This is a genomic window from Stenotrophomonas sp. S4, from assembly GCF_054187805.2.
In genome coordinates, this window is record NZ_CM196188.1 from 249,240 (window position 1) to 273,470 (window position 24,231).

The window sequence follows — 24,231 nt, forward strand, 5'->3', positions numbered from 1 at the left end:
GTTACATGCGGAACACGCCGAAGCGCGTCTGCTGCGGGGCGGCGTTGAGGCTGGCCGACAGCGCCAGGGCCAGCACCCGGCGGGTGTCGGCCGGATCGATCACGCCGTCATCCCACAGGCGCGCGCTGGCGTAGTACGGATGGCCCTGCTGTTCGAACTGCTCGCGGATCGGTGCCTTGAACGCATCCTCTTCCGCCGCCGGCCACTGGCCGCCCTTGGCTTCGATGCCATCGCGCTTGACCGTGGCCAGCACGCTGGCGGCCTGTTCGCCGCCCATCACGCCGATGCGTGCGTTCGGCCACATCCACAGGAAGTTCGGCGAGTACGCGCGGCCGCACATGCCGTAGTTGCCGGCACCGAACGAGCCACCGATCACCACGGTGAACTTCGGCACCTTGGCGCAGGCCACCGCCATCACCAGCTTGGCCCCGTCCTTGGCGATGCCGCCCTGTTCGTATTTGCGGCCGACCATGAAGCCGGTGATGTTCTGCAGGAACACCAGTGGAATGTTGCGCTGGGTGCACAACTCGATGAAGTGCGCGCCCTTCAGTGCCGATTCGGAGAACAGGATGCCGTTGTTGGCGATGATGCCGATCGGGTAGCCGTTCAGATGGGCGAAGCCGGTCACCAGCGTTGCGCCGTAGCGCGGCTTGAACTCATCGAAGCGCGAGCCATCGACCAGGCGCGCGATGACCTCGCGCACGTCGTAGGGCTTGCGTGTGTCGGCCGGGATCACGCCATACAGGTCGTGCGCCGGCAGCAGTGGTTCCTCGCTGGCCTGCACCGCCATCGCCGGTTCCGGCTTGCGCCAGTTCAACTGCGCGATGATCGCGCGCACCCGTGCCAAGGCCTGCAGATCGTTGTCGGCCATGTGGTCGGCAACGCCGGAAATGCGCGTGTGCACATCGGCACCGCCCAGTTCCTCGGCCGTGACCACTTCACCGGTGGCCGCCTTCACCAGCGGTGGGCCGCCGAGGAAGATGGTGCCCTGCTCGCGCACGATCACGGTCTCGTCGCTCATCGCCGGCACATAGGCACCACCGGCGGTGCAGCTGCCCATCACGCAGGCAATCTGCGGGATGCCCTGCGCCGACAGGTTGGCCTGGTTGTAGAAGATGCGGCCGAAATGGTCGCGGTCGGGGAAGACTTCGTCCTGCAGCGGCAGGAACGCGCCACCGGAATCGACCAGGTAGATGCACGGCAGGTGGTTCTGCTCGGCGATTTCCTGCGCGCGCAGGTGCTTCTTCACCGTCATCGGGTAGTAGGTGCCGCCCTTGACCGTGGCGTCGTTGGCCACGATCACGCATTCCACCCCGCTCACCCGACCGATGCCGGCCACCACGCCGGCGGCGGGCACGGCGTCTTCATACATGCCATGCGCGGCCAGCGGCGCGATTTCCAGGAAGGCGCTGCCGGGGTCGAGCAGGGCGTCGATGCGGTCACGCACCAGCAGCTTGCCGCGTGCGGTGTGCTTGGCACGCGCGGCGTCGCTGCCGCCCAGCGCGGTGCGGGCGAGGGTGGCATGCAGGTCATCGACCACGGCCTGCATGGCCGCGCGGTTGCTTTCAAACGTTTCGCTGCCCGGTTGCAGCTGGCTGTTCAGGACGGTCATCGCGGTGGCCTTACAGGGTGCGCTGGAACAGTTCGCGGCCGATCAGCATGCGGCGGATCTCCGAGGTGCCGGCGCCGATTTCATACAGCTTGGCGTCGCGCCACAAGCGGCCGGTCGGGTATTCGTTGATGTAGCCGTTGCCACCGAGGATCTGGATCGCCTGGCCGGTCAGCCAGGTGGCCTTCTCGGCGGCGTACAGGATGGCACCGGCGGCGTCCTGGCGGGTGGTGCGGCCCTGGTCGCAGGCGCGCGCGACGGCATAGACATAGGCGCGGCAGGCACCCAGGCCCACGTACATGTCGGCGATCTTGGCCTGGATCAGCTGGAAGCTGCCGATCGCTTCACCGAACTGGTGGCGCTCGTGCACATAGGGCATCACTACGTCCATGGCCGCGGCCATCAGGCCCAGCGGGCCACCGGACAGCACCACGCGCTCGTAGTCCAGGCCGGACATCAGCACGCGCACGCCACCGCCGACCTGGCCCAGCACGTTCTCTTCGGGAATCTCGCAGTCCTGGAACACCAGCTCGCAGGTGGGCGAAGAGCGCATGCCCAGTTTGTCCAGCTTCTGCGCGGTGGAGAAGCCCTTCATGCCCTTCTCGACCAGGAACGCGGTGATGCCCTTGGCACCCGCTTCCATGTCGGTCTTGGCGTAGACCACCAGCACGTCGGCGTCCGGGCCATTGGTGATCCACATCTTGTTGCCGTTGAGCACGTAGCGGTCGCCGCGCTTGTCGGCGCGCAGCTTCATCGACACCACGTCCGAACCGGCACCCGGTTCGCTCATCGCCAGCGCGCCGACCAGGCTGCCATTGCACAGGCCGGGCAGGAAGCGCTGCTTCTGTTCTTCGTTGCCGTTCTTGCGCAGCTGGTTCACGCACAGGTTGGAGTGCGCGCCATAGGACAGGCCGATGCCGCCAGAGGCACGCGAGATTTCTTCCATCGCCACCACGTGGGCCAGGTAGCCCATGCCGGTACCACCGTATTCTTCTTCTACGGTCAGGCCGAGCAGGCCCTGCTCGCCCAGCTTCGGCCACAGGGCCAGCGGGAACTGGTTGCTGGCATCGGCCTCGGCGGCCAGCGGCGCGACCTCGGCGGCGGCAAAATGGGCCACGCTCTGGCGCAGCAGGTCGATGTCTTCGCCAAGATCGAAGTTCAGGGATGGCACGTGCATTGTGGTGGCTCCACGGCGGGATGGCAGGAAATGGACGCACCCGGCGGGGGAGCGGGCGGCGGTGTACAGGACCGCCACCCGCACGGGCGATGGCCCCAGCGTAGCGGGGTTCGGGTAAGAAGTGAATACGAATTCAAAAATTGAAACTAGAATCAGAACATGGCCTATAAACGCTCTGCATTGATGGAAGAACGCCTGGCGGGCGCCCGTGAACGGATCCTGCTGGCCACCCGCGAGCTGGTCGCCACCGGCGGCTGGCGCAACGCCCCGGTGACCGCCGTGGCGACCCAGGCGGGGGTGTCCACCGGCCTGATCTATCGCCATTTCCCGTCCAAGGCCGAGCTGTTCGTGGAGGTGCTCAACGCCGCGGTGGCCCACGAGGTCGCGATCATGGAGCGCATCGCCAGTGGTCCGGAGGTGGCCAGCGAGCGCCTGCGGCTGGCGATCACCGCCTTCGTCCGCCGCGCCCTGGCCGGGCCGGGGCTGGCGCACGCCTTCATCGTCGAACCGGTCGATCCGGATGTGGAAGCCGAGCGCATGCGCGGACGTCGCGCGTTCGGCGACGTGTTCCTGCGGCTGGTGGAGGAGGGCGTGGCGGCCGGTGAGCTGCCGGCGCAGGACGCGCATGTGGCCGCCGCCTGCCTGGTCGGCGCCTTCACCGAAGCGATGGTCGGCCCGACCGCACCCAGCCGCGAAGCGCACCGCGACGAAGACGCGCTGGTGGATGCGATCTGCAGCTTCTGCCTGCGCGCGATCGGTGCCCCGGTGATTCGGTAGCGCCGACCGCTGGCCGGCTTCTGTTGCCGGGGTCAGATCCCCCGGCATGCTGCGCCGCACCAGCAGTGACGCCTGTTGTCGCACGCAAAGCGCGTTCTATACTCGGTCCATCACGCAGTCGCTCAGCCGTGGTCCAACGACTATCAGCCAGGGGTAACGAAGAGTGCGGAATTACGATCTGGAGTTCCTGAAACGCTTCTCCATGGTGATCGCGCTGCTGGCGACCATCACCCTCGGCCTCATCCTCCTTGCCGCCTACATCCACACCCGGATTCCGCCCGAGGTGTCGCCGACCGCGGCCAAACGCACCGAACAGCGCATCTCGCCCACCGGCGCGGTCTATGCCGGCAGCACCGGCGCCGCCGCGCAGGCCGCCGCCAAGGCTGCCGCGCTGGCCAAGGCCGCGTCGCAGGTGGCTTACGGCGGCACCAAGGATGGCAAGGTGATCTTCGACAACCTGTGCACCGCCTGCCACACCAATGGCGTGGGCATGGCGCCGACGCTGGACCATTCGCACTGGGACAAGCGCATCGCGCAGGGCAAGGACACCCTCTACAAGCACGCCATCGAGGGCTATACCGGCCCCGACGGCGGCATCATGCCGCCCAAGGGCGGCAACCCGGCCCTGACCGAAGAACAGATCCACGCCACCGTGGACTGGATGCTGGGCAACCTGAAATAACCGGTGGTGCCGGTCGCTGGCCGGCAACCGCGCATCGCACGAAGGTCTTGGGGCTGCCGGCCAGCGGCCGGCACGACCCCGGCTTTGCCCGCCGAGGCCTGATCGCCCCTATGCCCCCGCTGCGCAGGCGGGGTTTCGCATTTCAGGGTTAGTCTGTGCGCCCTCTTCCAAGGAATCGTCCGTCGATGCGCCGCCGCTCCCTCGCCCTTGCCCTGTCCCTGCTGCTGCCGGCCGGCGCCTTCGCCCAGGCCCTGCCACAGGCCGCACCGGCCGCGACCACCCCTGCCGCGCGCAGCAGCGCCACCGTGGTGCTGACCGCCGCGCCGGCCGACTGGCGCGCGCTGGATGGCCAGCGCGTGCGCATCGCCGCACCGCTGACCCTGGCCGGTACCGATGGCCTGGAACGCTTCGGCCAGCTCACCGTGGCCTTCGATGGCCGCCTCTGGCAGCCGACCGAAGTGGCCGCGCCGGGTACTGCCGGCTACGAGCAGGTGATGGCCGACAACCAGCGTCGCCGCCTGGTGCTTGACGATGGCAGCGATGCCCGCGACCCGGCCAGCGTGGCCTACCTGCCGGGCAACCCGGTGCTGCGCACCGGCATGCAGCTGCGCAACGTGGAGGGCATCGTGCGCGTGGACGCGCAGGGCCACCCGCGCCTGCAGGTCGAGGGGGCGCTGAAACTGCCGGAACTCAAGCGCCCGGCGGTGCCGACGGTACCGGGCAGCCTGCACGTGGCGGCCTTCAACCTGGAGAACTTCTTCAACGGTGATGGCCAGGGCGGTGGCTTCCCGACCCTGCGCGGTGCGCGCACGCTGGACGAGCACAAAGCGCAGGTGGTCAAGCTGGTCACCACGGTCAATGCGTTGGGCGCCGATGTCGCCGCACTGATGGAGCTGGAGAACGATGGCTACGGCCCGCAGTCGGCCATCGCCGAACTGGTCGATGCGCTCAACCGAGACCGCGGCGCGCAGGGTGACTGGCGCTTCGTCGACGCGGGCACCGGCCCCGGCGACAACCCGATCCGGGTCGGCATCATCTACCGCAGCACGCGCCTGCAGCCGGTCGGCAAGCCGGCCACGCTGACCGGCGGCCCGTTCGTCGAGCACAGCCGCGTACCGCTGGCGCAGGCCTTCCAGGGCAAGCACGGCGCGCCGTTCGTGGTGGTTGCCAACCACTTCAAGTCGAAGGGCTGCCGTGACGCGGCCGGTGCCGACGCCGACCGCAACGACAACCAGGGCTGCTGGAACGCCACCCGGGTGACTTCGGCGCAGCAGCTGCACGCCTGGCTGCAGACCGATCCGACCGGTACCGGCGCCAAGGACGCGGTGCTGCTGGGTGACTTCAACGCCTACGCGATGGAAGACCCGATCCGCACCCTGCATGACCTGGGCTGGCAGGACGCGTTCAAGGTCGCCAAGGTCGAGCACCCCTACAGCTATGTCTACAACGGCTACACCGGCCGCCTCGACCACGCGCTGCTGAACCCGGGCATGGCCAAGCGCCTGCGCGGCGCCGCCGAATGGCACAGCAATGCCGACGAACAGGACGCCAGCGGCTACCAGGGCCGCAACGTGCAGGGCCCGTGGCGCAGCTCCGACCACGACCCGCTGCTGCTGGGTTTTGACAGATAAGGTTCGCCGAGGATCTGCTCTGGTAGCGACCTTGATCGGCACGGATGCTGCCGTTGCTTTTGATCTACCAGTCCGCCTTCAAGCGAGCCGAGCATCGCAGGTGAATCAGGGGCGAAGAGGCGCCGATGTCTGAGCGCAGCGAGTTCGGCGCCGTCCCCTGATTCACCGAGAAGCGCAGGGTACCGGTGCACAGCACCGGCTCGCGGCTGGCGGCGCGTTTCTTTTGGTTACTTTTCTTTTCGCGCGAAAAGAAAAGTGACATCCCACCGCGGGCGCGGAAATGGTCCGCCGCAACCAGCGCTCACCCCCAGGCGATCAACCCGATCGCCAGCACCGCCAGCGCCAGTCCGGCGCGGTTCCACTTCGTGGTGGCCTCGCCGAAGGCGAACACGCCCACCAGCGCGCCCAGCACCACCACGCCGATGTTCATGCCGGCGAACACGGTGGCCGGGCTCTCCGGCATCGCCTGGTGCGCGTGCACATAGAAAAGAATGTTGCCGCCGTTGAGCAGGCCCAGCAGCGCGCCCGCGCCCAGGTTGCGCCAGGCCAACCGGCTGCGGCCACTGGCGTGCCGCCACAGCTGCAATGCCAGCATCAGCACGAAGGCGACGCTGAAGCTGGCCAGCACCGCCGCCATCGAGGGCGTGCCGGACAGCGCGACCTGCTTGAGCAGCACGTCCACCACCGCGAACCCGGCCCATACGCCCAGCAACCATCCCCAGCCACCGGGCGAAGACGCCACCGCCGGGCCGCGTGGACGCAGGCTGATTGCCACCATCGCCAGCAGGCCCAGGCCGAGCCCGGCCAGCTTCCATGGCGTGGCGGTCTGGCCGAAGAACAGGAACGCGGCGGCCAATGACAGCAGCAGCGACAAGCGCTGTGCCACGTCGCTGCGGACGATGCCGGCCACCGCCACCGCGCGGCCCAGCACCAGGAAGATTGATGGCAGCACCACCGCCAGTGCCAGCAGCGACAGCCACGGGGCATGCGGCGCGCGCAGCGCATCTAGCGGCGGCTGCAGCACCACGGCGGTGAGCGTTGCCGCCACCAGATAGTTCCAGGTGACCATCTGCGCAACATCCAGCTGGCGGCGTCCAGCGACCTTCAACAACACCGAAACCAGCACGCTGCAGATCACGGCCAAGGACAGGTAGAGCATGGGGCGGGCACAGGGCAGGGGCGGGGGACGGTATCATGGTGCCATGCACAAGCCCTCGTTCCCCGTCGCCCCCGGCGAAACCGCCTGCCTTGAACTGGACGGCCCGGCCGGCCCGCTGGAAGTGGTCGTCGACCTGCCCAAGGCCGATGTGCCGGTGCAGCCGATCGTGGCCATCGTCTGCCATCCGTTGTCCACCGAGGGTGGCACCCTGCACAACAAGGTGGTCACCATGACCGCCACCACCCTGCGCGAGCTGGGCATCACCACGGTGCGCTTCAACTTCCGCAGCGTTGGCGGTTCGGCCGGCACCTTCGATGGCGGCGTGGGCGAGCAGGATGACCTGAAGGCCGTCGCCGCCTGGGTGCAGAGCCAACGCCCCGACGACCGCCTGTGGCTGGCCGGTTTCAGCTTCGGCGCGTTCGTTTCGTTGAAGGCGGCTGCCGCGCTGCAGCCGGAAGCGCTGATCTCGATCGCGCCGCCGGCCGGTCGCTGGGATTTCGATGGCATCGCGCCGCCGGCCCGCTGGCTGGTGATCCAGGGCGAGCAGGACGAGATCGTCGACCCGCAGGCCGTCTACCAGTGGCTTGACACGCTGGACGTCCCGCATGAGCTGGTGCGCATGCCCGAGACCAGCCACTTCTTCCACCGCAAGCTGATCGACCTGCGCGGCGCGCTGACCCACGGCGTCAAGCACTGGCTGGGCGCGGCGGCATGAGTGCAACCGAGCTGACCCCGTCGCAGCGGTACGCTGAAGGGGTTGCCCGTGGCGACTGGCAGAACGACCCGGCCCAGCACGCGGCGCTGGCCGAGCTGGACCGGATCCATCTGGGCCTGCTGGACAGCGCCGAGGACGGCTGGCTGGACCGCCTGTCCTCGTTCTGGAAGAAGCCCGAGCCGGTGAAGGGCCTGTACTTCTGGGGTGGCGTCGGCCGTGGCAAGACCTTCCTGGTCGACCTGTTCTACGACGGCCTGCCGATCAAGCAGAAGTACCGCACGCATTTCCACCGCTTCATGCGCAGCGTCCACGAGCGCCTGCGCGAGCACCAGGGGCAGAGCGACCCGCTGGCGAAGATCGCCCAGGAGTGGCGCAGCAACCTGCGCGTGCTGGTGCTGGACGAGTTCTTCGTCACCGACATCGGCGATGCGATGCTGCTGGCACGGCTGCTCGAACGTCTGTTCGCTGAAGGCGTGACCCTGGTCACCACCTCCAACACCGCGGTGGAGAACCTGTACCTCAACGGCCTGCAGCGCGAGAGCTTCCTGCCGGCCATCGGCCTGCTGCAGCGCTTCTGCGTCGAGCTGTACGCCGAGGGCACCGAGGATTACCGGATGCGCGCGCTGACCCGCTCGCCGGTGTACCGCGCACCGCTGGCGGCCGACAGCGATGAGTGGCTGGCCACGCGCTGGAACGAACTGAGCGGCGGCCAGCCGGCCAAGCCCGGCAACATCGAGATCGAGGGCCGCAAGATCCCGGTGCGCGGCCGTGGCAAGAGCATTGCCTGGTTCGATTTCGCCGCGTTGTGCGAAGGCCCGCGTGGCCCGTCGGATTACATCGAGATCGCGCACGAGTTCAACACCGTGCTGATGGGCGGTATCCCTGCGTTCGATCGCCTGAACGAAGATGCCGCGCGCCGCTTCGTCAACCTGATCGACGAACTGTACGACCGCCACGTCAACCTGGTCTGCACCGCCAGTACCTCCCCGATCGAGCTGTACACCGGCACCCGCCTGCAGGGCGCGTTCGAGCGCACCGCCTCGCGCCTGATCGAGATGCAGAGCGCCGAATACCTGGGTACCCCGCACCGGGCGTGAGGGTGGTTTCCAGGTGAATGCGTTGCCGGCCAGCGGCCGGCACTACCACGCCACGGTCCCGGCATCCGCCGCGCGGTTACCGGGTCGGCGCCACCGCATTCCCGCGCGGCCGCTCATCCGGCCCGGCCGACACATGCAGGCCCGAGCCATCGTCGTGCTCCACCCGTACGCTCTCGCCGCGCTCCAGCAGCCGCAGCGGTTGGCCTTGGTAGCGCACTTCCAGCGCGTCGTGGGTGTCGGCCAGCGACTGCACCAGCGGGCACAGCGACTGTGCTTGGGCCTCGATGCGTTCGGCGCGGCCTTCCAGCTGCTGTTCCATCTGCGCGTCCAGACGGTCGGCGCGTGCCTCCATCGCATCGCTGCGTCCGGTGAAGATCTGCCACAGCATGCTGCGGGCGATGGAGGCGGACAGCGACTCGGCCATGTCCTGCACCTTGGCCTCGAAGCCTGGCCCGAACACAGCCTGTTCCCAGTAGCCCTTGCCCAGCGTGCCGCCGATCCAGTCATCGGCCTGCCGGCGCAGGCGCCGGACCTTGCGGCTGTTGGCGGTACCGGTGAGGCTTTCATAGACCCCGTCGAGCACGTCGAAGCTCAGTCCGCTCACTTCATGGGCCAGCGCCGTGGCGGCCGGCATCAGCTGCCGTGCCCCGGCCTCCATCTGCCGCAGGCGGGCCGCGTCGGCCTCGCTGACCGGCACGACCGTGTCGTCCAGGCTCAGCACGCCATCGTGGAACACCACCTCGTGCGGTGCCTGCGGGCCATGCCGCAGCCAGATGCCACCGCTGTCCACCAGCACGTCATAGTCGGTGTGGATACCGCACTGGTCCGCGCGCAGCTTCGGGGTGTCAGCGGCAATTGCAGGTACGGTGACCACAGCAGCCAGCAGGGCCAAGGCGGGTGCTGACAGGCGCATGGTGGAATCCTTTCCGGTCATTGCAGGACCCCAGCATCCCGCGTTCGGCAGGCGCCGTCACCCGCCGAAAGTCACTGCGCGATGGCGATTCGTCCGGCCATACCGGCTTTCCCACCGGCTGCCCACCACCTATCCACAGGGTTGTCCCTAGCCAGTTTCATCACTGTCATGTGAAGCTGTCATTGTTCCGTTTCTGCGGTGCGTTGTACCACCGCAATGACGCTTTCGGGCTTGACTGCGCAGCCCGTTCCGGCAGGTCTGAAGCGTCCCGATGAGGCGCTGATGGCACGATCCTTGCGGCGCAAGGGATTGCCGAATTTCACTACATTTGGCGTTGACGGACCCCATTACCCCCACTATCTTGTGGCCGTCGGTCGCAGCAACCCCAATTCCAGGGGGTGCCCGGGGTACCCATCCGCGATCGTCAACGGCAGTGGCAGGCGCAGGGTCTCATCCCCTGCGACGCCGTCCTGCCATCCTGGGCTGTCATGTCCCGGGCTGCGTCACCCGATGCATCGAGCACCCCCAATCACGCCAAGAGGACACACGCCGTGAGCACCGAATCCAGCGCCACCATCGAGAAGGAAAGCGAATTCCTGTTGACGTCGCCGCCGACGGCCAACGCGATGAGTGTGACCAAGCGCAATGGGACCACCGAGCTGGTGGACCTGAACAAGATCGTGCGTGCGGTGCAGCGTTCCTCCGAAGGCCTGCACGCCGTCGATCCGATGCGCGTGGCCACCCGTACCATTTCCGGCCTGTACAACGGTGCCACCACCCGCGAGCTGGACGAACTGTCCATCCGCACCGCCGCCCTGCTGATCGGTGAAGAGCCCGAGTACGGCCGCCTGGCTGCGCGCCTGCTGGCCAACTACATCGCCAAGGAAGTCTCGGGCCAGGAAATCTACGCCTTCTCGCAGTCGGTCAGCCGTGGCCATGAAGTCGGCCTGATCAACGACCGCCTGCTGAACTTCGTGCAGACCAATGCACGCAAGCTCAACGACGCCATCGACGGCGCGCTGGACCTGAACTTCGATTACTTCGGCCTGCGCACCCTGTACGACCGTTACCTGCTGCGCCACCCGCACACCCGCAAGGTGATCGAGACCCCGCAGCAGTTCTTCCTGCGCATCGCCAGCGCGCTGAGCGAGGACGTGTCCGAGACCCTGGCGCTGTACAAGCGCATGGGCAACCTGGACTACCTGCCGTCCAGCCCGACCCTGTTCAATTCCGGCACCACCCACGAGCAGCTGTCCTCGTGCTTCCTGCTGGACTCGCCGCAGGACTCGCTGGAGTCGATCTATTCCAAGTACGGCGACATCGCCCAGCTGTCGAAGTTCTCCGGCGGCATCGGCGTCAGCTACACCCGCGTGCGTTCGCGTGGTTCGCTGATCAAGTCGACCAACGGCCACTCCAACGGCATCGTGCCGTGGCTGAAGACCATGGATTCGTCGGTGGCCGCGGTGAACCAGGGCGGCAAGCGCAAGGGCGCGGCCTGTGTGTACCTGGAAACCTGGCACGCCGACATCGAGGACTTCCTCGAACTGCGCGACAACACCGGTGACGAAGCCCGCCGTGCGCACAACCTGAACCTGGCCAACTGGGTGCCGGACCTGTTCATGAAGCGCGTCGAGGCCGACCAGGAATGGTCGCTGTTCGATCCGCGCGTCGTGCCGGAGTTCACTGACCTGTTCGGCGAAGCCTTCGAGCAGGCCTACCTGCAGGCCGAAGCCCAGGGCAAGGCCAACCGCACCATCTCCGCGCGCAAGCTGTATGCCCGCATGATGCGTACGCTGGCCGAGACCGGCAACGGCTGGATGACTTTCAAGGACAAGTGCAACCGCGCCAGCAACCAGACCCTGCGCGCCGGCAACGTGATCCACCTGTCGAACCTGTGCACGGAAATCCTGGAAGTCACGTCCAACGATGAAACCGCGGTGTGCAACCTGGGTTCGATCAACCTGGGCAACCACTTCGACGAGCACAACGAGTTCGACTTCGAGAAGCTGGCCGAGACCGTGCGCCTGGCCGTGCGCCAGCTCGACCGCGTCATCGACCTGAACTTCTACCCGATCGAAACCGCCCGCCGCGCCAACCTGCGCTGGCGTCCGGTCGGCCTGGGCTGCATGGGCCTGCAGGACGTGTTCTTCCGCAAGCGCCTGCCGTTCGACAGCGCCGAAGCCCGTGCCCTGTCGAAGAAGATTGCCGAAGCGATCTACTTCCACGCGCTGGAAACCTCCTGCGAGCTGGCCCAGGAACGCGGCAAGCACCCGTCGTTCAACGACACTCGCGCCGCCGGTGGCGAACTGCAGTTCGACGCCTGGAACGTGGTGCCGGAAGACGCCGAGCGCTGGGATGCCCTGCGTGCCCGCATCAAGGAACACGGCCTGCGCAACTCGCTGATGATCGCGATTGCCCCGACCGCGACCATCGCCTCGATCGCCGGCTGCTACGAGTGCGTCGAGCCGCAGGTATCCAACCTGTTCAAGCGCGAGACCTTGTCCGGTGACTTCCTGCAGGTCAACCGCTACCTGGTCAACGAGCTGAAGAAGCTGGGCCTGTGGACGCCGGAAATGCGCGATGCCATCAAGCTGGCCGAAGGCTCCATCGCGGGCGTGGCACAGATTCCGGAAACGCTGCGCGAGGTTTACCGCACCGCGTGGGAACTGCCGATGCGTTCGCTGATCGACATGGCCGCCGAGCGTGGCGCCTTCATCGACCAGTCGGCCTCGCTCAACCTGTTCATGGAAAGCCCGAACATCGGCGCGATGTCCTCCATGTACATGTACGCCTGGAAGCAGGGCATCAAGACCACCTACTACCTGCGTTCGCGCCCGGCCACCAAGATCGCCAAGACCACGGTCAGCGCTGCGGCCCCGGCCAAGGTGTTCAGCCCGGACGAAGCCATCGCCTGCTCGCTGGAAAACCCGGAAGCCTGCGAGGCCTGCCAGTAAGAGCGGCACCGCCGCGCGGTAGTGCCGGCCGCTGGCCGGCAACCCCGGCCAACGATCATCACCCACGGTAGCGCCGGGCCATGCCCGGCGGCTCACCCAGGAATTCAAGGAAACACCCATGGCCGACAAGCCCAAGCAGATGCTGCTCGATCCCGGTTTTGAACTGACCCTGCGCCCGATGCGCTACCCGCAGTTCTATGACATGTACCGGAATGCGATCAAGAACACCTGGACGGTGGAAGAGATCAACTTCCAGATCGACATCACCGACCTGCACAGCAAGATGTCGCCGGGTGAGCGTCACCTGATCCACCGCCTGGTCGCGTTCTTCGCCACCGGCGACTCGATCGTGTCCAACAACCTGGTGCTGAACCTGTACCAGCACTTGAATGCGCCGGAAGCGCGCATGTACCTGTCGCGCCAGCTGTATGAAGAAGCGCTGCACGTGCAGTTCTACCTGACCCTGCTCGACAACTACCTGCCGGATCCGGAAGAGCGCGTCAAAGCCTTCGCCGCGGTGGAGAACATCGACTCGATCAAGAAGAAGGCCGATTTCTGCTTCAAGTGGATCGACTCGATCCAGGACCTGAAGCGCATCGAGACCCGTGCCGAGCGCCGCCAGTTCCTGCTCAACCAGATCTGCTTCGCTGCGTGCATCGAAGGCCTGTTCTTCTTCGCCGCCTTCGCCTACGTGTACTACTTCCGTTCGCGCGGCCTGCTGCCGGGCCTGGCTTCGGGCACCAACTGGGTGTTCCGCGACGAGAGCGCGCACATGGAGTTCGCGTTCGAGTCGGTGCGCGTGGTGCGTGAGGAAGAGCCGGACCTGTTCGACGACGAGATGAAGCAGCAGGTCTACGACATGCTGGCCGAAGCCATTGAATGCGAAGTGCAGTTCGCCGAGGACGTGCTGTCCGGCGGCGTGGCCGGCATCTCGACCCGCGACATGCGCCAGTACCTGCAGCATTGTGCCGACCAGCACTTCGCCAAGCTGGGCATGGAAAAGAAGTACAACGTGCGCAACCCGCTGCCGTTCATGGAACTGCAGGACGTGCAGGAGCTGACCAACTTCTTCGAACGCCGCGTCTCGGCCTACCAGGTCGGCGTGCAGGGCGAAGTCGCCTTCGACATGAACTTCTGATCGAACCGGTCAGCTCTGTCGCAACGAAGAACCCCGGCCAACGCCGGGGTTTTTCGTTTCTGTAGCGTCGAGCCATGCTCGACTCTACAAAGTGTCAGCGCCGCCCTTCCACCGCCATGCGCACCGCCAGCCCGGCCAGTACCGTGCCCATCAGCCAGCGCTGCACCATCTGCCAGGTCGGGCGCGCGGCCAGGAAGCCGGCGATGCTGCCAGCGGTCAGCGCGATGATGCCGTTCACGGTCACACTCACCGCGATCTGGGTGGAACCCAGCACGATCGACTGCATCAGCACGCTGCCTTCGCCGTCCGGATGCAGGAACTGCGGCAGCAGTGACAGATACATCACCGCCACTTTCGGGTTCAGCAGATTGGTCAGGAAGCCCATCGTGAACAGTTTGCGCGGGCTGTCCTGCGGCAGGTCACGCACCGCGAACGGCGAACGGCCGCCGGGCTTCAGTGCCTGCCAGGCCAGGTACAGCAGGTACAGCGCGCCACCGATGCGCAGCGCGTCGTAGGCGAACGGTACGGTCATCAGCAGCGCGGTGATGCCCAGTGCCGCACACAGCATGTAGAACACGAAGCCCAGCGCCACACCGCCCAGCGAGATCAGCCCTGCGACCGGCCCCTGGCAGATCGAGCGCGAGATGACGTAGATCATGTTCGGCCCGGGCGTGAGCACCATCGCCAGCGAAACCAGCGCAAAGGCCAGGAGGTCGGAAGGTGCGGGCATGGGCGGTCCAGGCAGTGGGCGTGGCGCAGTGTAGCGCCGCCTGCACGGGGCCTGGCTTAAAATTGCCGGACCCCACACCGAAGCACCCCCATGACCCCGATCCCCGAGACCGTGCCGCCCACCGAAGTGCGCATGGCCGAAATCGTCTTCCCCAACCACACCAACCACCTGGGCACCCTGTTCGGTGGCCAGGCATTGGCATGGATGGACAAGGCCGCCTTCCTGGCCGCCGCCCGCTATTCGCGCCGCACCGTGGTGACCGCGCGCAGCGACCAGGTCGACTTCAAGCTGCCGATCCGCATCGGCCAGATGGTGGAAACCATCGGCCGCATCGTCGAAGTCGGCCGCAGCTCGATGAAGGTCGAGGTCGAACTGGTCGCCGAAGACCTGCACAGCGGCGAGCGCAAGCTGTGCACCCGCGGCCACTTCGTGATGATCGCGCTGGACGAGGAAGGCCACCCGATCGCGGTGCCGTCGCTGCCGGCGGCCTGAGCCCGCCGGCTGAACCGGCGCTTGCAGGGGCGCTTGCGCGCCCCCATCTGGCAGCCATGACCCCGCTGCTGACCGACTTCATCGACCGCGCCCAGCGCTTGTTCGTGCTGACCGGCGCTGGTTGCAGTACCGCCTCGGGCATTCCCGATTACCGCGATACCGACGGCCAGTGGAAACGCACGCCGCCGGTGACCTACCAGGCCTTCATGGGCGAGGCGGCCACCCGCCAGCGCTACTGGGCGCGCAGCCTGCTCGGCTGGCCACGCTTCGGCCTGGCCCGGCCCAACGGCACCCACCAGGCGCTGGCCGCGCTGGAACGCCGCGGCACGCTGCAGGTACTGCTGACCCAGAACGTGGACGGCCTGCACCAGCGTGCCGGCAGCCACAATGTGATCGACCTGCATGGCCGCCTGGACCGGGTGCGCTGCATGGGCTGCGAGCGCCGCAGCGGCCGCGAGGAGTTCCAGCAGCGGCTGCTGGACGCCAATCCCGGCTGGGATGCGCTGGAGGCCGGTATCGCCCCCGATGGCGATGCCGACCTGGAGACCGATTTCTCCACGTTCGTGGTGCCCGATTGCGCCTGCTGCGGCGGCCTGTTGAAGCCGGATGTGGTGTTCTTCGGCGAAAACGTGCCGCGCGAACGCGTGGCCGCGGTGCACGATCACCTGCAGCAGGCCGACGCCGTGCTGGTGGTGGGCTCGTCGCTGATGGTCTATTCCGGCTTCCGCTTCGTGCAGGCCGCGGCCAGGGCAGGGTTGCCGGTGGCGGCATTGAACCGTGGCCGCACCCGCGCCGACGACCTGCTGCAGTTCAAGGACGAGCGGGACTGCGCTGAAGCGCTGGCTGGATGGGCTTCGTGTTGAGCCGAGCCCACGCCCGGCTGAAGTAGATCGCACGAAACAGCGATCCATCCAGGCGGTTGATCCGGGAGCCGCGCAGCGGTGCAATACGCACCCTCCATCCGCCTGTCCCCCGCATCGCCGTGACCCAGCTGTTTTCGCCGATCTCGTTCGGCCCCCTGACCCTGTCCAACCGCATCGTGATCGCGCCGATGTGCCAGTACTCCGCCGAAGACGGCCGCGCCAGCGACTGGCACGCCATGCACCTGGGCAACCTGGCGCAGTCCGGCGCCGGCCTGCTGATCCTGGAAGCCACCGCGGTCGAACCGCGCGGCCGCATCAGCTGGGCCGACCTGGGCCTGTGGGACGACGGTACCGAGGCCGCGCTGGCGCAGGTGCTGACCAGCGTCCGCCGCTGGTCGCCGATGCCGCTGGGCATCCAGCTGGGCCATGCCGGCCGCAAGGCCTCGGTGAACCGTCCGTGGGACGGCGGTGGCCAGCTGCCGGCCGACGATGCGCGTGGCTGGGCCACCGTGGCGCCGTCGCCGCTGCCGTTCCATGCGGCAGACCCGGCACCGCAGGAACTGGACGAGGCCGGCATTGCCGAGGTCATCGCCGCCTTCGCCGCCAGTGCGGTGCGTGCCGAGCGCCTGGGCTTCGAGCTGATCGAGCTGCATGCCGCGCACGGTTACCTGCTGCACCAGTTCCTGTCGCCGCTGAGCAACCGCCGCACCGACGGCTACGGTGGCTCGCTGCCGAACCGCTTGCGCCTGCTGGTGGAGGTGTTCGATGCGGTGCGTGCGGCGGTGTCCGACAAGGTCGCCGTGGGCGTGCGCATTTCCGCCAGCGACTGGGTCGAGGGTGGCTGGGACCTGGTGCAGAGCGAGGCGCTGGCACAGGTGCTGGACGCGCGCGGCTGCAATTTCCTGCATGTCTCCAGCGGCGGCCTGGACGAGCGCCAGAAGATCACCGTCGGCCCTGGTTACCAGGTGCCGTTCGCCGCGGCGATCAAGGCCAAGGTGCGCATGCCGGTGATCGCGGTGGGCATGATCACCGAACCGGAACAGGCCGAGTCGATTCTGCGCCACCGCCACGCCGATGCCGTGGCCCTGGCGCGCGGCATCCTCTACGACCCGCGTTGGCCGTGGCACGCTGCCGCAGCATTGCGCGACAGCGTGGACGCTGCGCCCCAGTACCTGCGCTGTGAGCCACGCGATGCGCGCGGCGTGTTCAAGGCGCGCTGACGCAATCTGCGAGCGCATTGTGACGCTTCAGGATGCAGGGGATCTACGCGGCGGCGAGTTGCGGCATAGCCTGTCGCAACGAACTAGGAATGATTGCGGATACCACTTTATGTGAATGACACCTCATTGCGCTGGGTGCGGACATTGCAACGTTGAGCTGCACACACGGTTGTGCAGCCAATGGAGAAACGCAATGAAACCCATGATGCTGGTTGTTCTGCTCTCGGCTTTCTCACTGCCTCTATCAATGCCTGCCGTCGCAGGTGATGACGTGGCGAGTGTCACCGGGGCGGAGAATGTCTCGCTCATGCACGCCCCTGTGAACTCGCGGGGGCGGCTTGATCTTCACATGATCGAGCTCTCTCCCGAATCCCCACTGATGTTGCTTTCACCCCTTGCGCGCAAGCAGTTTGTCGATTCGCTGGTGTTTGGAGATCGGGGACTGGCCAGCTTCAGCTACGAGCCCATCGTCTCCGAACTGAGTGCAGGTGAAGCCTATCGGCTCCTGTCACTCTTCGGGGCACAGCGCGCAATTGTGCACATCCCGGGATTGCGGCAGGAGTCGGAAGCGGATCATGTGGTCGTGCAGTCGGCCAATCCAAACCCGGTATTCGAAGATTATCCGGGCTACGCCTGTTCAGGGCGTGCGACCTGTTCAACCTCCATGAGCAGCATCTGCATGTCGAGTTGCTGATCGCATGATTGGTCGCATGCTGCTTTGGTGTTTGCTGCTGCCCACAAGTACGTGGGCAGCAACTCCAGTAGACGCTCAACTGCGTGAAATGGACCGGGAGATGTTGGCCGCTGGCGCTTCAGACCGAGTCGAGAAGCTGGTGGATGGCTATTCGTCATGGGAGTCTTCCAGATCATCAGGGGATGGTTGCGGCAGTTTGAGCGATCTGGATCTTGAGGCCGCGTTCCGCGCCAGCTTCTACATCTCAATGTACGTTGGAGACGAGAAATGGCTTGGCAAGGTCCGATGCATTCATGCAGAACTGGGGCGGAGAGGTATTGCCACAGAGACAACGCACCGGAAAATGCACGCGGTTCTGGTGCAGGTTCGACATTTTGCTGAGGCCAATGCGCTGCGTGAGATGGCGTCATTGCGTGTAGATGAACTTCCCGAGATAGAGCGGAACGCGCCTGGCCAGCAGGGCGTTCTCCACCCTCTTGCGAGTGGAAAGCTGGAATGGCGGGGGTGGACGTACAGGGAGGGATTGGAGGTGGTCGCCTATGTCAGTCCGGCATGCGCTCCCTCGCGACGCGCGATGCACGTGATCATGAACGAACCAGAATGGACATGGATTCGATCCAGCGTGCGCTTTGTCGTGCGTCGATCTCCTGCATGGCCGCAGCCGGGTGTCAGCGAGTGGAACAGAAGCAATCCCTCTCATCCCATGTTGCTCCAAGCGGGGCCCGCGGGCTGGAAAGAACTGGATGTCCATGAAACTCCGGTATTCCATGTTTTCAGGAATGGGCAGCGCCTGCGCACCCTGACAGGATGGGCAGAGGCCAGTGCTCACCTGATGAGCCTGAAGGAGAGTTTCTGACCGCGAAGGCCCTCCGCTCTTCCCCGTCACACCCGCCAGGCCGGCGCGATGCCAGCCTGCAGATGCTCGAACAGCGCGCGGATCTTGGCGGTGAAGTCGCGGCGGTCGCTGACGCAGAAATAGACCTCCATCGGCTCCGGGCGCCACGCCGTGTCGGCGCCGAACACCGGCGTCAGGCGGCCATCGCGCAGGTACGGCTCGGCCACGAACGCGGCCAGCCGGGTGATGCCGGCACCGGCCGCCGCCAGCGACGCCAGCGCATCGATGTCATCGCAGACCATGCTCGGCGGCAGCGCGGCGTCCACGCGCTGGCCCTCCTTCAGCAGGCCCCAGCGCAGCGGCCGGCCATCGGTGGGGAAGCGGTGCAGCAGCCCGCGATGGCTGCCCAGTTCCGAGGGTTCCTGCGGCGTGCCATGGGCCTTCAGGTAGGTTGGCGAGGCACAGAACACGAACGGCACGCGCGCCAGCTGCCGCGCGACCACGCCATCCTCCAGCTGCGCCCCGATGCGGATGCTGGCATCCACCGCTTCCGGGCCATGCTGCACGGCGCGGTCGGTCAGGCGCAGCTCCAGCTGCAGTTGCGGATAGCGTTTCTGCAGTGAAGGCAGCAAGGGGGCAAGCACGTGGCGACCGAAGGCGCTGCTGCTGGCGATGCGCAGCGGCCCGGCCGGCTCGATGTCACCGGCAGTGACCATCGCCTGCGCACGCGCCAGGTCGGCTTCGATGTGGCGCACCTGCGCCAGGTACAGCGCGCCGGCCTCGCTGAGGGCCAGCTGGCGCGTACTTCGGTTCAGCAGCCGTACGCCCAGATGCGCTTCCAGCCGGTTGATGTTCTGGCCGACTGCGGTGGCGCTGATGCCAAGGATGCGGGCCGCGGCGGCAATGCTGCCGGTCTCTGCGGTGCGGGTGAAGCTGCGGATCAGTTGCAACAGGTTCATGACCGACCAGCTTGCCACGGGGAGTCCCAAGTATCGCTTGGGACTGAACCAAGCAGGTCGGTTGCATCGGTGACCATCGATCCATCGGGCAGGGCGCTGCCCTACACTCGGGCGATGCGCCCCGATTCCATCCTCACCCTGTCCTGCCCCGACCGTACCGGCATCGTCTATCGCGTGTCCGGCCTGCTGTTCGACCACGGCTGCAACATCCTCGACGCCCAGCAGTTCGGCGACGAGGAAAGCGGTCGCTTCTTCCTGCGCGTGCATTTCGACCGTGACGCCGGCCTGCCGCTGGAGACTGTGCATGCCGCCATGGCCACGCTTGCCGAAGGCTTCGGCATGGACTGGCAGCTGCATGATGGCCGCCGTCGCGCACGCCTTCTGGTGTTGGTCAGCAAGCAGGGGCACTGCCTCAACGATCTGCTGTTCCGTGCCCACAGCGGGCAGCTGAAGGTCGACATCGCGGCAGTGGCGTCCAACCACGCCGACTTCGCGCCATTGGCCGCGTCCTACCAGGTACCGTTCCACCACCTGCCGGTGACCGCCGATACGCGTGCGGTGCAGGAACAACAGATCATCGACCTGGTCGAGCGCGAGCGCATCGATCTGGTGGTACTGGCGCGTTACATGCAGATCCTGTCACCCACGCTGTGCCACGCGCTGGCCGGCCGTGCGATCAACATCCACCACAGCTTCCTGCCCAGCTTCAAGGGCGCGCAGCCGTACCACCAGGCGCACGCGCGCGGGGTCAAGATCATCGGCGCCACCGCGCATTACGTTACCGAGGATCTGGACGAAGGCCCGATCATCGAACAGGACGTGGCCCGCGTGGACCACGCGATGGCACCGCGCGAGCTGGTGCGGCTGGGCAGCGATACCGAATCGCTGGTGCTGGCACGCGCGGTTCGCCGCCATGTGGAGCACCGCATCCTGCTCAACGGGCACCGAACGGTGGTGTTCCGGTAATCGCCCATCCCGCGTCCGCCGGGCATGGCCCGGCGCTACCACGGGTGCTATCCGGTAGTGCCGGCCGCTGGCCGGCAACTGCAGAGATCCCGAGGTTGCCGGCCAGTGGCCGGCACTACCGAATCCTGATTTCATCCAATGAAAAGCCCCCGGTTCGGCCGTCCCGCGATCTGTAGGGGGCGTAGTTTGGGGGCTGGATGAATCGATTGTGTTGTCGTGGGCAGGAGCGCGCAAGCGGCATAAGCGACGTGCGCGGTAGCGCCGGGCCATGCCCGGCGGTCACGCCTCAGGCGATCGCGATCCCCGCCTTGCCCAGCGCTTCGCGCACCATCGCGTCGTTGGCTTCGGTCACCGGCCGGGTCAGGTCCCACAGGAACTTCACCCGGAAGCCGGACTTCACCGCGTCCTGCGCGCTCCACAGCACGCAGTAGTCACGGGCCAGGCCGCACACGTGCACTTCGCGGATGCGCCGCTCGTGCAGCCAGCCGGCCAGGCCGGTGGCCGGGCGCTCGCCATCGGGGCCGTGGTTCTCGCGGAAGGCGCTGTACGAATCCACCTGTTGGCGCGTGCCCTTGCGCAGGATCACGTCGGCCACCGTCCAGTCCACGCCCGGGTGCAGCGCGGCACCGGCGCTGCCCTGCACGCAGTGGTCGGGCCACAAGGTCTGTGGCTGTGCATGCAGCAGGATGGTCTCAAACGGGCGCTGGCCAGGGTGCTGGCTGGCAAACGAGGCATGGTCGGCCGGGTGCCAGTCCTGGGTCGCCACCACGGTGCGGTAGCGACGCTGTGCCAGCAGGTCGGCAATCGGTGCCACCAGCGCATCGCCCTGGTCGCAGGCCAGCGCACCGCCGGGCATGAAGTCCGGCTGCAGGTCGATCACCAGCAGGGCGACATCGGCGGGCAGGGCGGTCATGGCAGGTCCGGTACAACAGAAGGGGCGACCAGCGTGGCCGCCCCATGCCTGCACGTCAATCGCCCTGCGGCGCCTCAGCGTCCTGCCCGTAGTACAGCAGGCCGATCTTGATCCGTTCGCGCCCGTTCTCGCGGCGGTGGCGGTTGGCATCGCGCAGCGAGTACACGCAGCCGCAGTATTCCTGCTGGTAGAACTGCTCGCGCTTGCTGATCTCGATCATGCGGCTGGCACCGCCGCCCTTGCGCCAGTTGTAGTCCCAGTACTGCAGGCCTTCATAGCGCGACGCGGCGCGAATGCCGCAGTCGTTGATCTGCGCCATGTTCTTCCAGCGCGAGATGCCCAGCGACGAACTGATGGTGTCGTAACCGTGCTCGTGCGCGTACAGCGCGGTGCGTTCGAAGCGCATGTCGAAGCACATCGTGCAGCGGATGCCGCGCTCGGGCTCGTTCTCCATGCCGCGCGCACGGCTGAACCAGTTGTCGGTGTCGTAGTCGCAGTCGATGAACGGGATGTCGTGCTGTTCGGCGAAGCGGATGTTCTCCTGCTTGCGCAGCTCGTATTCCTTCACCGGATGGATGTTGGGGTTGTAGAAGAAGATCGCGTAGTCGATCCCGGAGGCGGTGATCGCCTCCATCACTTCGCCGGAACAGGGCGCGCAGCACGAATGCAGCAGCAGGCGCTTGCCGTCGGCGGGCAGGGTCAGGGTGGGGCGTTGGAGCTCGGTCATCGTCAGGTACCGCATGGACCGCCGGCAACGGCGGTGGCCCATGCATCAGCGCGTGGGTGAACGGGTCTGGCTGGATACCGTGAACAGGACGCGCGCGGCCACACCGCCTGCACGCGCAGGACGACGGCGGCCCCGGCAACCTCCCCGCGGAGATTCCAGGTCGAGTCAGGGGACGGTCGTGTCCCCCGGCCGGGGCCGGTATTCGGGCTGATGGACACGGGCCGCAGCCCACCTACTACCCGCCGCTTCCCAGGCGTGAGCCCAGTGCTGTTGGCAGGATTCGTTTCCATTCACCGCTGCGGGGCAGCTCCGGAATGGGCGCGCGAAGCGCCTTCACCGGATTCCCGTTTAAATCCCTGCCGCGATGACAACTACGGCAGGGATACCTTCGGCGTGCCCACGGTGGACGCGTTGCTGGCCAGGGTCAAGGGGCATCGGGGTCAGAGCCCGTTGCGCTGCAACGGGATCCGACCCCAGCGGAAGGAAGGGGTCGGATCCCGCTGCCACGCAGCGGGCTCTGACCCCGGTCGGGATGCACCTTCAATGCCCCGCCGCCGCCCGCGCGCGGATCTCATCCAGCCGCTGGTCGTGCAGCAACCGGCCGTTCTCCCACACGGTCACCATCGCGTCCTCGAAGCCGGTTGGCAGCGTGTCGTCACCGCTGGAAGGCAATGCCACCGTGTGCAGGCTGCCGTCATCCAGGCGCCGCAGCAGGCGCATGCGGCCGCGCTTGCTGGTCTTGCCGGCGTCGGTGATCGGGTCCTTGTAGACATCGATCCACTCGCCGTCCACCCGTGCGGCCGAACACTTCAGCGCGAACTTCTGGGTATCGCGGTCCAGCCGCTGCAGCAGCGCACCGCCCATGCCGAAGGCCACGTTGTCGGCGGCGTAGCCGTCGTCGGTGATGCGCTGCAGGATCGCTCGGATCGTGTCCGGGTTGATGCCATCGCCCTGGATCACCCGCACGTGGTTGAGCACGCGGTAGCCCTTGCTGTTGAGGGTGTGGCCGAAGGCTTCATCCAGCCGGCGCAGGCTTTCGGCCACCACCTCCACCGGGTCACCCGAATCGGGGCGGATGACCAGGGTCGCGCCCGAGGCAATCACTTCATCGCGCAGGGTGGTGCCCCAGTGCTCGCTGATCGCGCGGTAGATGTCGTAGCTGTCCGACACCACCGCTACGATCGCACCGGGCTTGCCGAACTGGCGCAGCATGTTGCGGTAGGCGTCCACCTCGCGCTCGCGGCCCCAGCTGGTGATGGTGCTGTGCTCGGCGGCGGGAATCGAATGGCCGGCCATCGGCGCGTGATAGTGCGCGCGCGCCAGGCACAGGGCCGAGACGGTATCGGTGCCGAGGAAGTTGACCAGGTGCGCGGCACCGCCCAGCGCGGCCGATTCCAGGCTCGAGACGCCGCGCGCGCCGAAGTCGTGCAGTTTGAACGGCAGCTGCCCCTGCGGGTTGTCGCTGGTCTGCTGCAGGAACGCGGCAATGGTCTGCCGTGCATGCCAGCTGATGGTGGCCACGGTGACCGGGTACCACACGCGCAGCAGCAGCGTTTCCAGGTACGAGGGCACCCAGAACGCGGCCGGATCGGTCGATTCAATGGTCATCAGTGCCTGGTGGGTGGGCACCACGCTGCCCTCCGGCACGGCGCGGATGCGCACCGGCAGGTGGCCGTCAAGCCGGTCGACGATATCGCGCCAGCCGGCCTCGTTGAACGGTTCGCCATGGGCGGCGAATACCGCAGCAGCGTCGTCGATGTCGGCGTGGGTGACCGGCCGTGCCAGGGCGTCCTTGAGGATCGCCTGCAGGCCGAAGAACACCGTGCGATCGTGCAGGCCGCCACGTGATTCCACGTAGAAGAACGTGGCATCGGTACCCGGCGGGTACTGCAGCCAATGGCTGGCCTTGTAGCTGTCGGTGTTGAGGAGAAGATTATCGAGGTAGTGCATGACGGAAGCTCCTTCGCGTCGAGTGACACC

22 protein-coding genes and 1 riboswitch are annotated in these 24,231 nt (G+C 66.8%); of the genes, 13 read left to right on the plus strand and 9 right to left on the minus strand.

Annotated features, from left to right (window positions below):
* Position 1 precedes the first annotated feature (1 nt).
* Both ACUZUJ_RS01040 and ACUZUJ_RS01045 read right to left on the minus strand, forming a co-directional pair.
* Positions 2–1,612, minus strand: coding sequence for a carboxyl transferase domain-containing protein (locus ACUZUJ_RS01040; protein ID WP_197588865.1), 1,611 nt, complete (start codon positions 1,610–1,612; stop codon positions 2–4).
* 10 nt (positions 1,613–1,622) lie between these two features.
* Positions 1,623–2,786, minus strand: coding sequence for an isovaleryl-CoA dehydrogenase (locus tag ACUZUJ_RS01045; RefSeq protein ID WP_458220201.1), 1,164 nt, complete (start codon positions 2,784–2,786; stop codon positions 1,623–1,625).
* A 159-nt stretch (positions 2,787–2,945) separates the two neighbouring features.
* Between ACUZUJ_RS01045 and ACUZUJ_RS01050 the strand changes: the two genes are divergently transcribed.
* The 3 genes from ACUZUJ_RS01050 to ACUZUJ_RS01060 all read left to right on the plus strand — a co-directional run bounded on the left by ACUZUJ_RS01050 (position 2,946) and on the right by ACUZUJ_RS01060 (position 5,876).
* Positions 2,946–3,563 (plus strand): TetR/AcrR family transcriptional regulator, encoded by a 618-nt coding sequence (locus tag ACUZUJ_RS01050; protein ID WP_014645572.1) that lies wholly within the window; start codon positions 2,946–2,948, stop codon positions 3,561–3,563.
* 163 nt (positions 3,564–3,726) lie between these two features.
* Positions 3,727–4,245 (plus strand): c-type cytochrome, encoded by a 519-nt coding sequence (locus ACUZUJ_RS01055; protein ID WP_014035592.1) that lies wholly within the window; start codon positions 3,727–3,729, stop codon positions 4,243–4,245.
* Between the two features lie 185 nt (positions 4,246–4,430).
* Positions 4,431–5,876 (plus strand): ExeM/NucH family extracellular endonuclease, encoded by a 1,446-nt coding sequence (locus tag ACUZUJ_RS01060; protein ID WP_458220202.1) that lies wholly within the window; start codon positions 4,431–4,433, stop codon positions 5,874–5,876.
* A 301-nt stretch (positions 5,877–6,177) separates the two neighbouring features.
* Here ACUZUJ_RS01060 and ACUZUJ_RS01065 read toward each other — a convergent pair whose 3' ends face one another.
* Positions 6,178–7,035 carry an EamA family transporter gene (locus ACUZUJ_RS01065; protein ID WP_101764723.1) on the minus strand — a complete coding sequence of 286 codons (858 nt, stop codon included), beginning with the start codon at positions 7,033–7,035 and terminating at the stop codon, positions 6,178–6,180.
* Between the two features lie 43 nt (positions 7,036–7,078).
* On the opposite strand from ACUZUJ_RS01065, the gene ACUZUJ_RS01070 reads away from it, so the two are divergent.
* Both ACUZUJ_RS01070 and zapE read left to right on the plus strand, forming a co-directional pair.
* Positions 7,079–7,750 (plus strand): alpha/beta hydrolase, encoded by a 672-nt coding sequence (locus ACUZUJ_RS01070; RefSeq protein ID WP_101764724.1) that lies wholly within the window; start codon positions 7,079–7,081, stop codon positions 7,748–7,750.
* Complete coding sequence (zapE, locus tag ACUZUJ_RS01075; RefSeq protein ID WP_119007323.1) at positions 7,747–8,847, plus strand: cell division protein ZapE; 1,101 nt, start codon at positions 7,747–7,749, stop codon at positions 8,845–8,847. The genes ACUZUJ_RS01070 and zapE overlap by 4 nt, the downstream gene beginning before the upstream one ends.
* Before the next feature lie 76 nt (positions 8,848–8,923).
* On the opposite strand, the gene ACUZUJ_RS01080 is transcribed toward zapE, so the two are convergent.
* Positions 8,924–9,760 carry a DUF2884 family protein gene (locus ACUZUJ_RS01080; protein ID WP_458220203.1) on the minus strand — a complete coding sequence of 279 codons (837 nt, stop codon included), beginning with the start codon at positions 9,758–9,760 and terminating at the stop codon, positions 8,924–8,926.
* Between the two features lie 551 nt (positions 9,761–10,311).
* Here ACUZUJ_RS01080 and ACUZUJ_RS01085 point away from each other — a divergent pair.
* Positions 10,312–12,714, plus strand: coding sequence for a ribonucleoside-diphosphate reductase subunit alpha (locus ACUZUJ_RS01085; RefSeq protein ID WP_075675636.1), 2,403 nt, complete (start codon positions 10,312–10,314; stop codon positions 12,712–12,714).
* A 118-nt stretch (positions 12,715–12,832) separates the two neighbouring features.
* Positions 12,833–13,852: a ribonucleotide-diphosphate reductase subunit beta gene (locus ACUZUJ_RS01090; RefSeq protein ID WP_008264781.1), complete on the plus strand. Its 1,020-nt coding sequence runs from the start codon at positions 12,833–12,835 to the stop codon at positions 13,850–13,852.
* Positions 13,853–13,946: 94 nt separating this feature from the next.
* Here ACUZUJ_RS01090 and ACUZUJ_RS01095 read toward each other — a convergent pair whose 3' ends face one another.
* Positions 13,947–14,582 (minus strand): LysE family translocator, encoded by a 636-nt coding sequence (locus ACUZUJ_RS01095; RefSeq protein ID WP_075675635.1) that lies wholly within the window; start codon positions 14,580–14,582, stop codon positions 13,947–13,949.
* A 90-nt stretch (positions 14,583–14,672) separates the two neighbouring features.
* Here ACUZUJ_RS01095 and ACUZUJ_RS01100 point away from each other — a divergent pair, with 90 nt between their 5' ends.
* The 5 genes from ACUZUJ_RS01100 to ACUZUJ_RS01120 all read left to right on the plus strand — a co-directional run bounded on the left by ACUZUJ_RS01100 (position 14,673) and on the right by ACUZUJ_RS01120 (position 18,707).
* Positions 14,673–15,074, plus strand: coding sequence for an acyl-CoA thioesterase (locus tag ACUZUJ_RS01100; RefSeq protein WP_101764730.1), 402 nt, complete (start codon positions 14,673–14,675; stop codon positions 15,072–15,074).
* 56 nt (positions 15,075–15,130) lie between these two features.
* On the plus strand, positions 15,131–15,937 hold the full coding sequence (locus tag ACUZUJ_RS01105) for an NAD-dependent protein deacetylase (protein WP_101764731.1): 807 nt from the start codon (positions 15,131–15,133) through the stop codon (positions 15,935–15,937).
* Between the two features lie 119 nt (positions 15,938–16,056).
* Positions 16,057–17,157, plus strand: coding sequence for an NADH:flavin oxidoreductase/NADH oxidase (locus ACUZUJ_RS01110; protein WP_101764732.1), 1,101 nt, complete (start codon positions 16,057–16,059; stop codon positions 17,155–17,157).
* A gap of 193 nt (positions 17,158–17,350) precedes the next feature.
* Positions 17,351–17,851 carry a hypothetical protein gene (locus ACUZUJ_RS01115; protein WP_101764733.1) on the plus strand — a complete coding sequence of 167 codons (501 nt, stop codon included), beginning with the start codon at positions 17,351–17,353 and terminating at the stop codon, positions 17,849–17,851.
* Positions 17,852–17,951: 100 nt separating this feature from the next.
* On the plus strand, positions 17,952–18,707 hold the full coding sequence (locus tag ACUZUJ_RS01120; RefSeq protein WP_458220204.1) for a hypothetical protein: 756 nt from the start codon (positions 17,952–17,954) through the stop codon (positions 18,705–18,707).
* A gap of 26 nt (positions 18,708–18,733) precedes the next feature.
* On the opposite strand, the gene ACUZUJ_RS01125 is transcribed toward ACUZUJ_RS01120, so the two are convergent.
* Entirely contained in the window at positions 18,734–19,645 is a 912-nt protein-coding gene (locus ACUZUJ_RS01125; protein ID WP_101764734.1) for a LysR family transcriptional regulator, read from the minus strand.
* Between the two features lie 114 nt (positions 19,646–19,759).
* Here ACUZUJ_RS01125 and purU point away from each other — a divergent pair, with 114 nt between their 5' ends.
* Complete coding sequence (gene purU, locus ACUZUJ_RS01130; protein WP_458220205.1) at positions 19,760–20,611, plus strand: formyltetrahydrofolate deformylase; 852 nt, start codon at positions 19,760–19,762, stop codon at positions 20,609–20,611.
* A gap of 286 nt (positions 20,612–20,897) precedes the next feature.
* Here the strand turns inward: purU and pncA are convergent, their stop codons facing one another.
* The 3 genes from pncA to ACUZUJ_RS01145 all read right to left on the minus strand — a co-directional run bounded on the left by pncA (position 20,898) and on the right by ACUZUJ_RS01145 (position 24,201).
* Entirely contained in the window at positions 20,898–21,524 is a 627-nt protein-coding gene (gene pncA / locus ACUZUJ_RS01135) for a bifunctional nicotinamidase/pyrazinamidase (protein WP_101764736.1), read from the minus strand.
* A 55-nt stretch (positions 21,525–21,579) separates the two neighbouring features.
* Positions 21,580–22,266: an epoxyqueuosine reductase QueH gene (locus ACUZUJ_RS01140; RefSeq protein WP_014035611.1), complete on the minus strand. Its 687-nt coding sequence runs from the start codon at positions 22,264–22,266 to the stop codon at positions 21,580–21,582.
* A 161-nt stretch (positions 22,267–22,427) separates the two neighbouring features.
* Positions 22,428–22,642, minus strand: a riboswitch (cobalamin riboswitch).
* Between the two features lie 149 nt (positions 22,643–22,791).
* Positions 22,792–24,201 (minus strand): nicotinate phosphoribosyltransferase, encoded by a 1,410-nt coding sequence (locus ACUZUJ_RS01145; protein WP_510468060.1) that lies wholly within the window; start codon positions 24,199–24,201, stop codon positions 22,792–22,794.
* Positions 24,202–24,231: the final 30 nt, after the last annotated feature.

Excerpts from the sequence above, each read along its gene's own strand:
- ACUZUJ_RS01080 (WP_458220203.1), bottom strand. The coding sequence starts at position 9,760 with ATGCGCCTGTCAGCACCCGCCTTGGCCCTGCTGGCTGCTGTGGTCACC.
- ACUZUJ_RS01125 (WP_101764734.1), bottom strand. The coding sequence starts at position 19,645 with ATGAACCTGTTGCAACTGATCCGCAGCTTCACCCGCACCGCAGAGACC.
- purU (WP_458220205.1), top strand. The coding sequence starts at position 19,760 with ATGCGCCCCGATTCCATCCTCACCCTGTCCTGCCCCGACCGTACCGGC.
- ACUZUJ_RS01115 (WP_101764733.1), top strand. The coding sequence starts at position 17,351 with ATGAAACCCATGATGCTGGTTGTTCTGCTCTCGGCTTTCTCACTGCCT.
- ACUZUJ_RS01095 (WP_075675635.1), bottom strand. The coding sequence starts at position 14,582 with ATGCCCGCACCTTCCGACCTCCTGGCCTTTGCGCTGGTTTCGCTGGCG.
- ACUZUJ_RS01105 (WP_101764731.1), top strand. The coding sequence starts at position 15,131 with ATGACCCCGCTGCTGACCGACTTCATCGACCGCGCCCAGCGCTTGTTC.
- pncA (WP_101764736.1), bottom strand. The coding sequence starts at position 21,524 with ATGACCGCCCTGCCCGCCGATGTCGCCCTGCTGGTGATCGACCTGCAG.
- ACUZUJ_RS01040 (WP_197588865.1), bottom strand. The coding sequence starts at position 1,612 with ATGACCGTCCTGAACAGCCAGCTGCAACCGGGCAGCGAAACGTTTGAA.
- zapE (WP_119007323.1), top strand. The coding sequence starts at position 7,747 with ATGAGTGCAACCGAGCTGACCCCGTCGCAGCGGTACGCTGAAGGGGTT.
- ACUZUJ_RS01050 (WP_014645572.1), top strand. The coding sequence starts at position 2,946 with ATGGCCTATAAACGCTCTGCATTGATGGAAGAACGCCTGGCGGGCGCC.
- ACUZUJ_RS01045 (WP_458220201.1), bottom strand. The coding sequence starts at position 2,786 with ATGCACGTGCCATCCCTGAACTTCGATCTTGGCGAAGACATCGACCTG.
- ACUZUJ_RS01060 (WP_458220202.1), top strand. The coding sequence starts at position 4,431 with ATGCGCCGCCGCTCCCTCGCCCTTGCCCTGTCCCTGCTGCTGCCGGCC.
- ACUZUJ_RS01065 (WP_101764723.1), bottom strand. The coding sequence starts at position 7,035 with ATGCTCTACCTGTCCTTGGCCGTGATCTGCAGCGTGCTGGTTTCGGTG.
- ACUZUJ_RS01070 (WP_101764724.1), top strand. The coding sequence starts at position 7,079 with ATGCACAAGCCCTCGTTCCCCGTCGCCCCCGGCGAAACCGCCTGCCTT.
- ACUZUJ_RS01145 (WP_510468060.1), bottom strand. The coding sequence starts at position 24,201 with ATGCACTACCTCGATAATCTTCTCCTCAACACCGACAGCTACAAGGCC.
- ACUZUJ_RS01120 (WP_458220204.1), top strand. The coding sequence starts at position 17,952 with ATGTTGGCCGCTGGCGCTTCAGACCGAGTCGAGAAGCTGGTGGATGGC.
- ACUZUJ_RS01090 (WP_008264781.1), top strand. The coding sequence starts at position 12,833 with ATGGCCGACAAGCCCAAGCAGATGCTGCTCGATCCCGGTTTTGAACTG.
- ACUZUJ_RS01100 (WP_101764730.1), top strand. The coding sequence starts at position 14,673 with ATGACCCCGATCCCCGAGACCGTGCCGCCCACCGAAGTGCGCATGGCC.
- ACUZUJ_RS01140 (WP_014035611.1), bottom strand. The coding sequence starts at position 22,266 with ATGCGGTACCTGACGATGACCGAGCTCCAACGCCCCACCCTGACCCTG.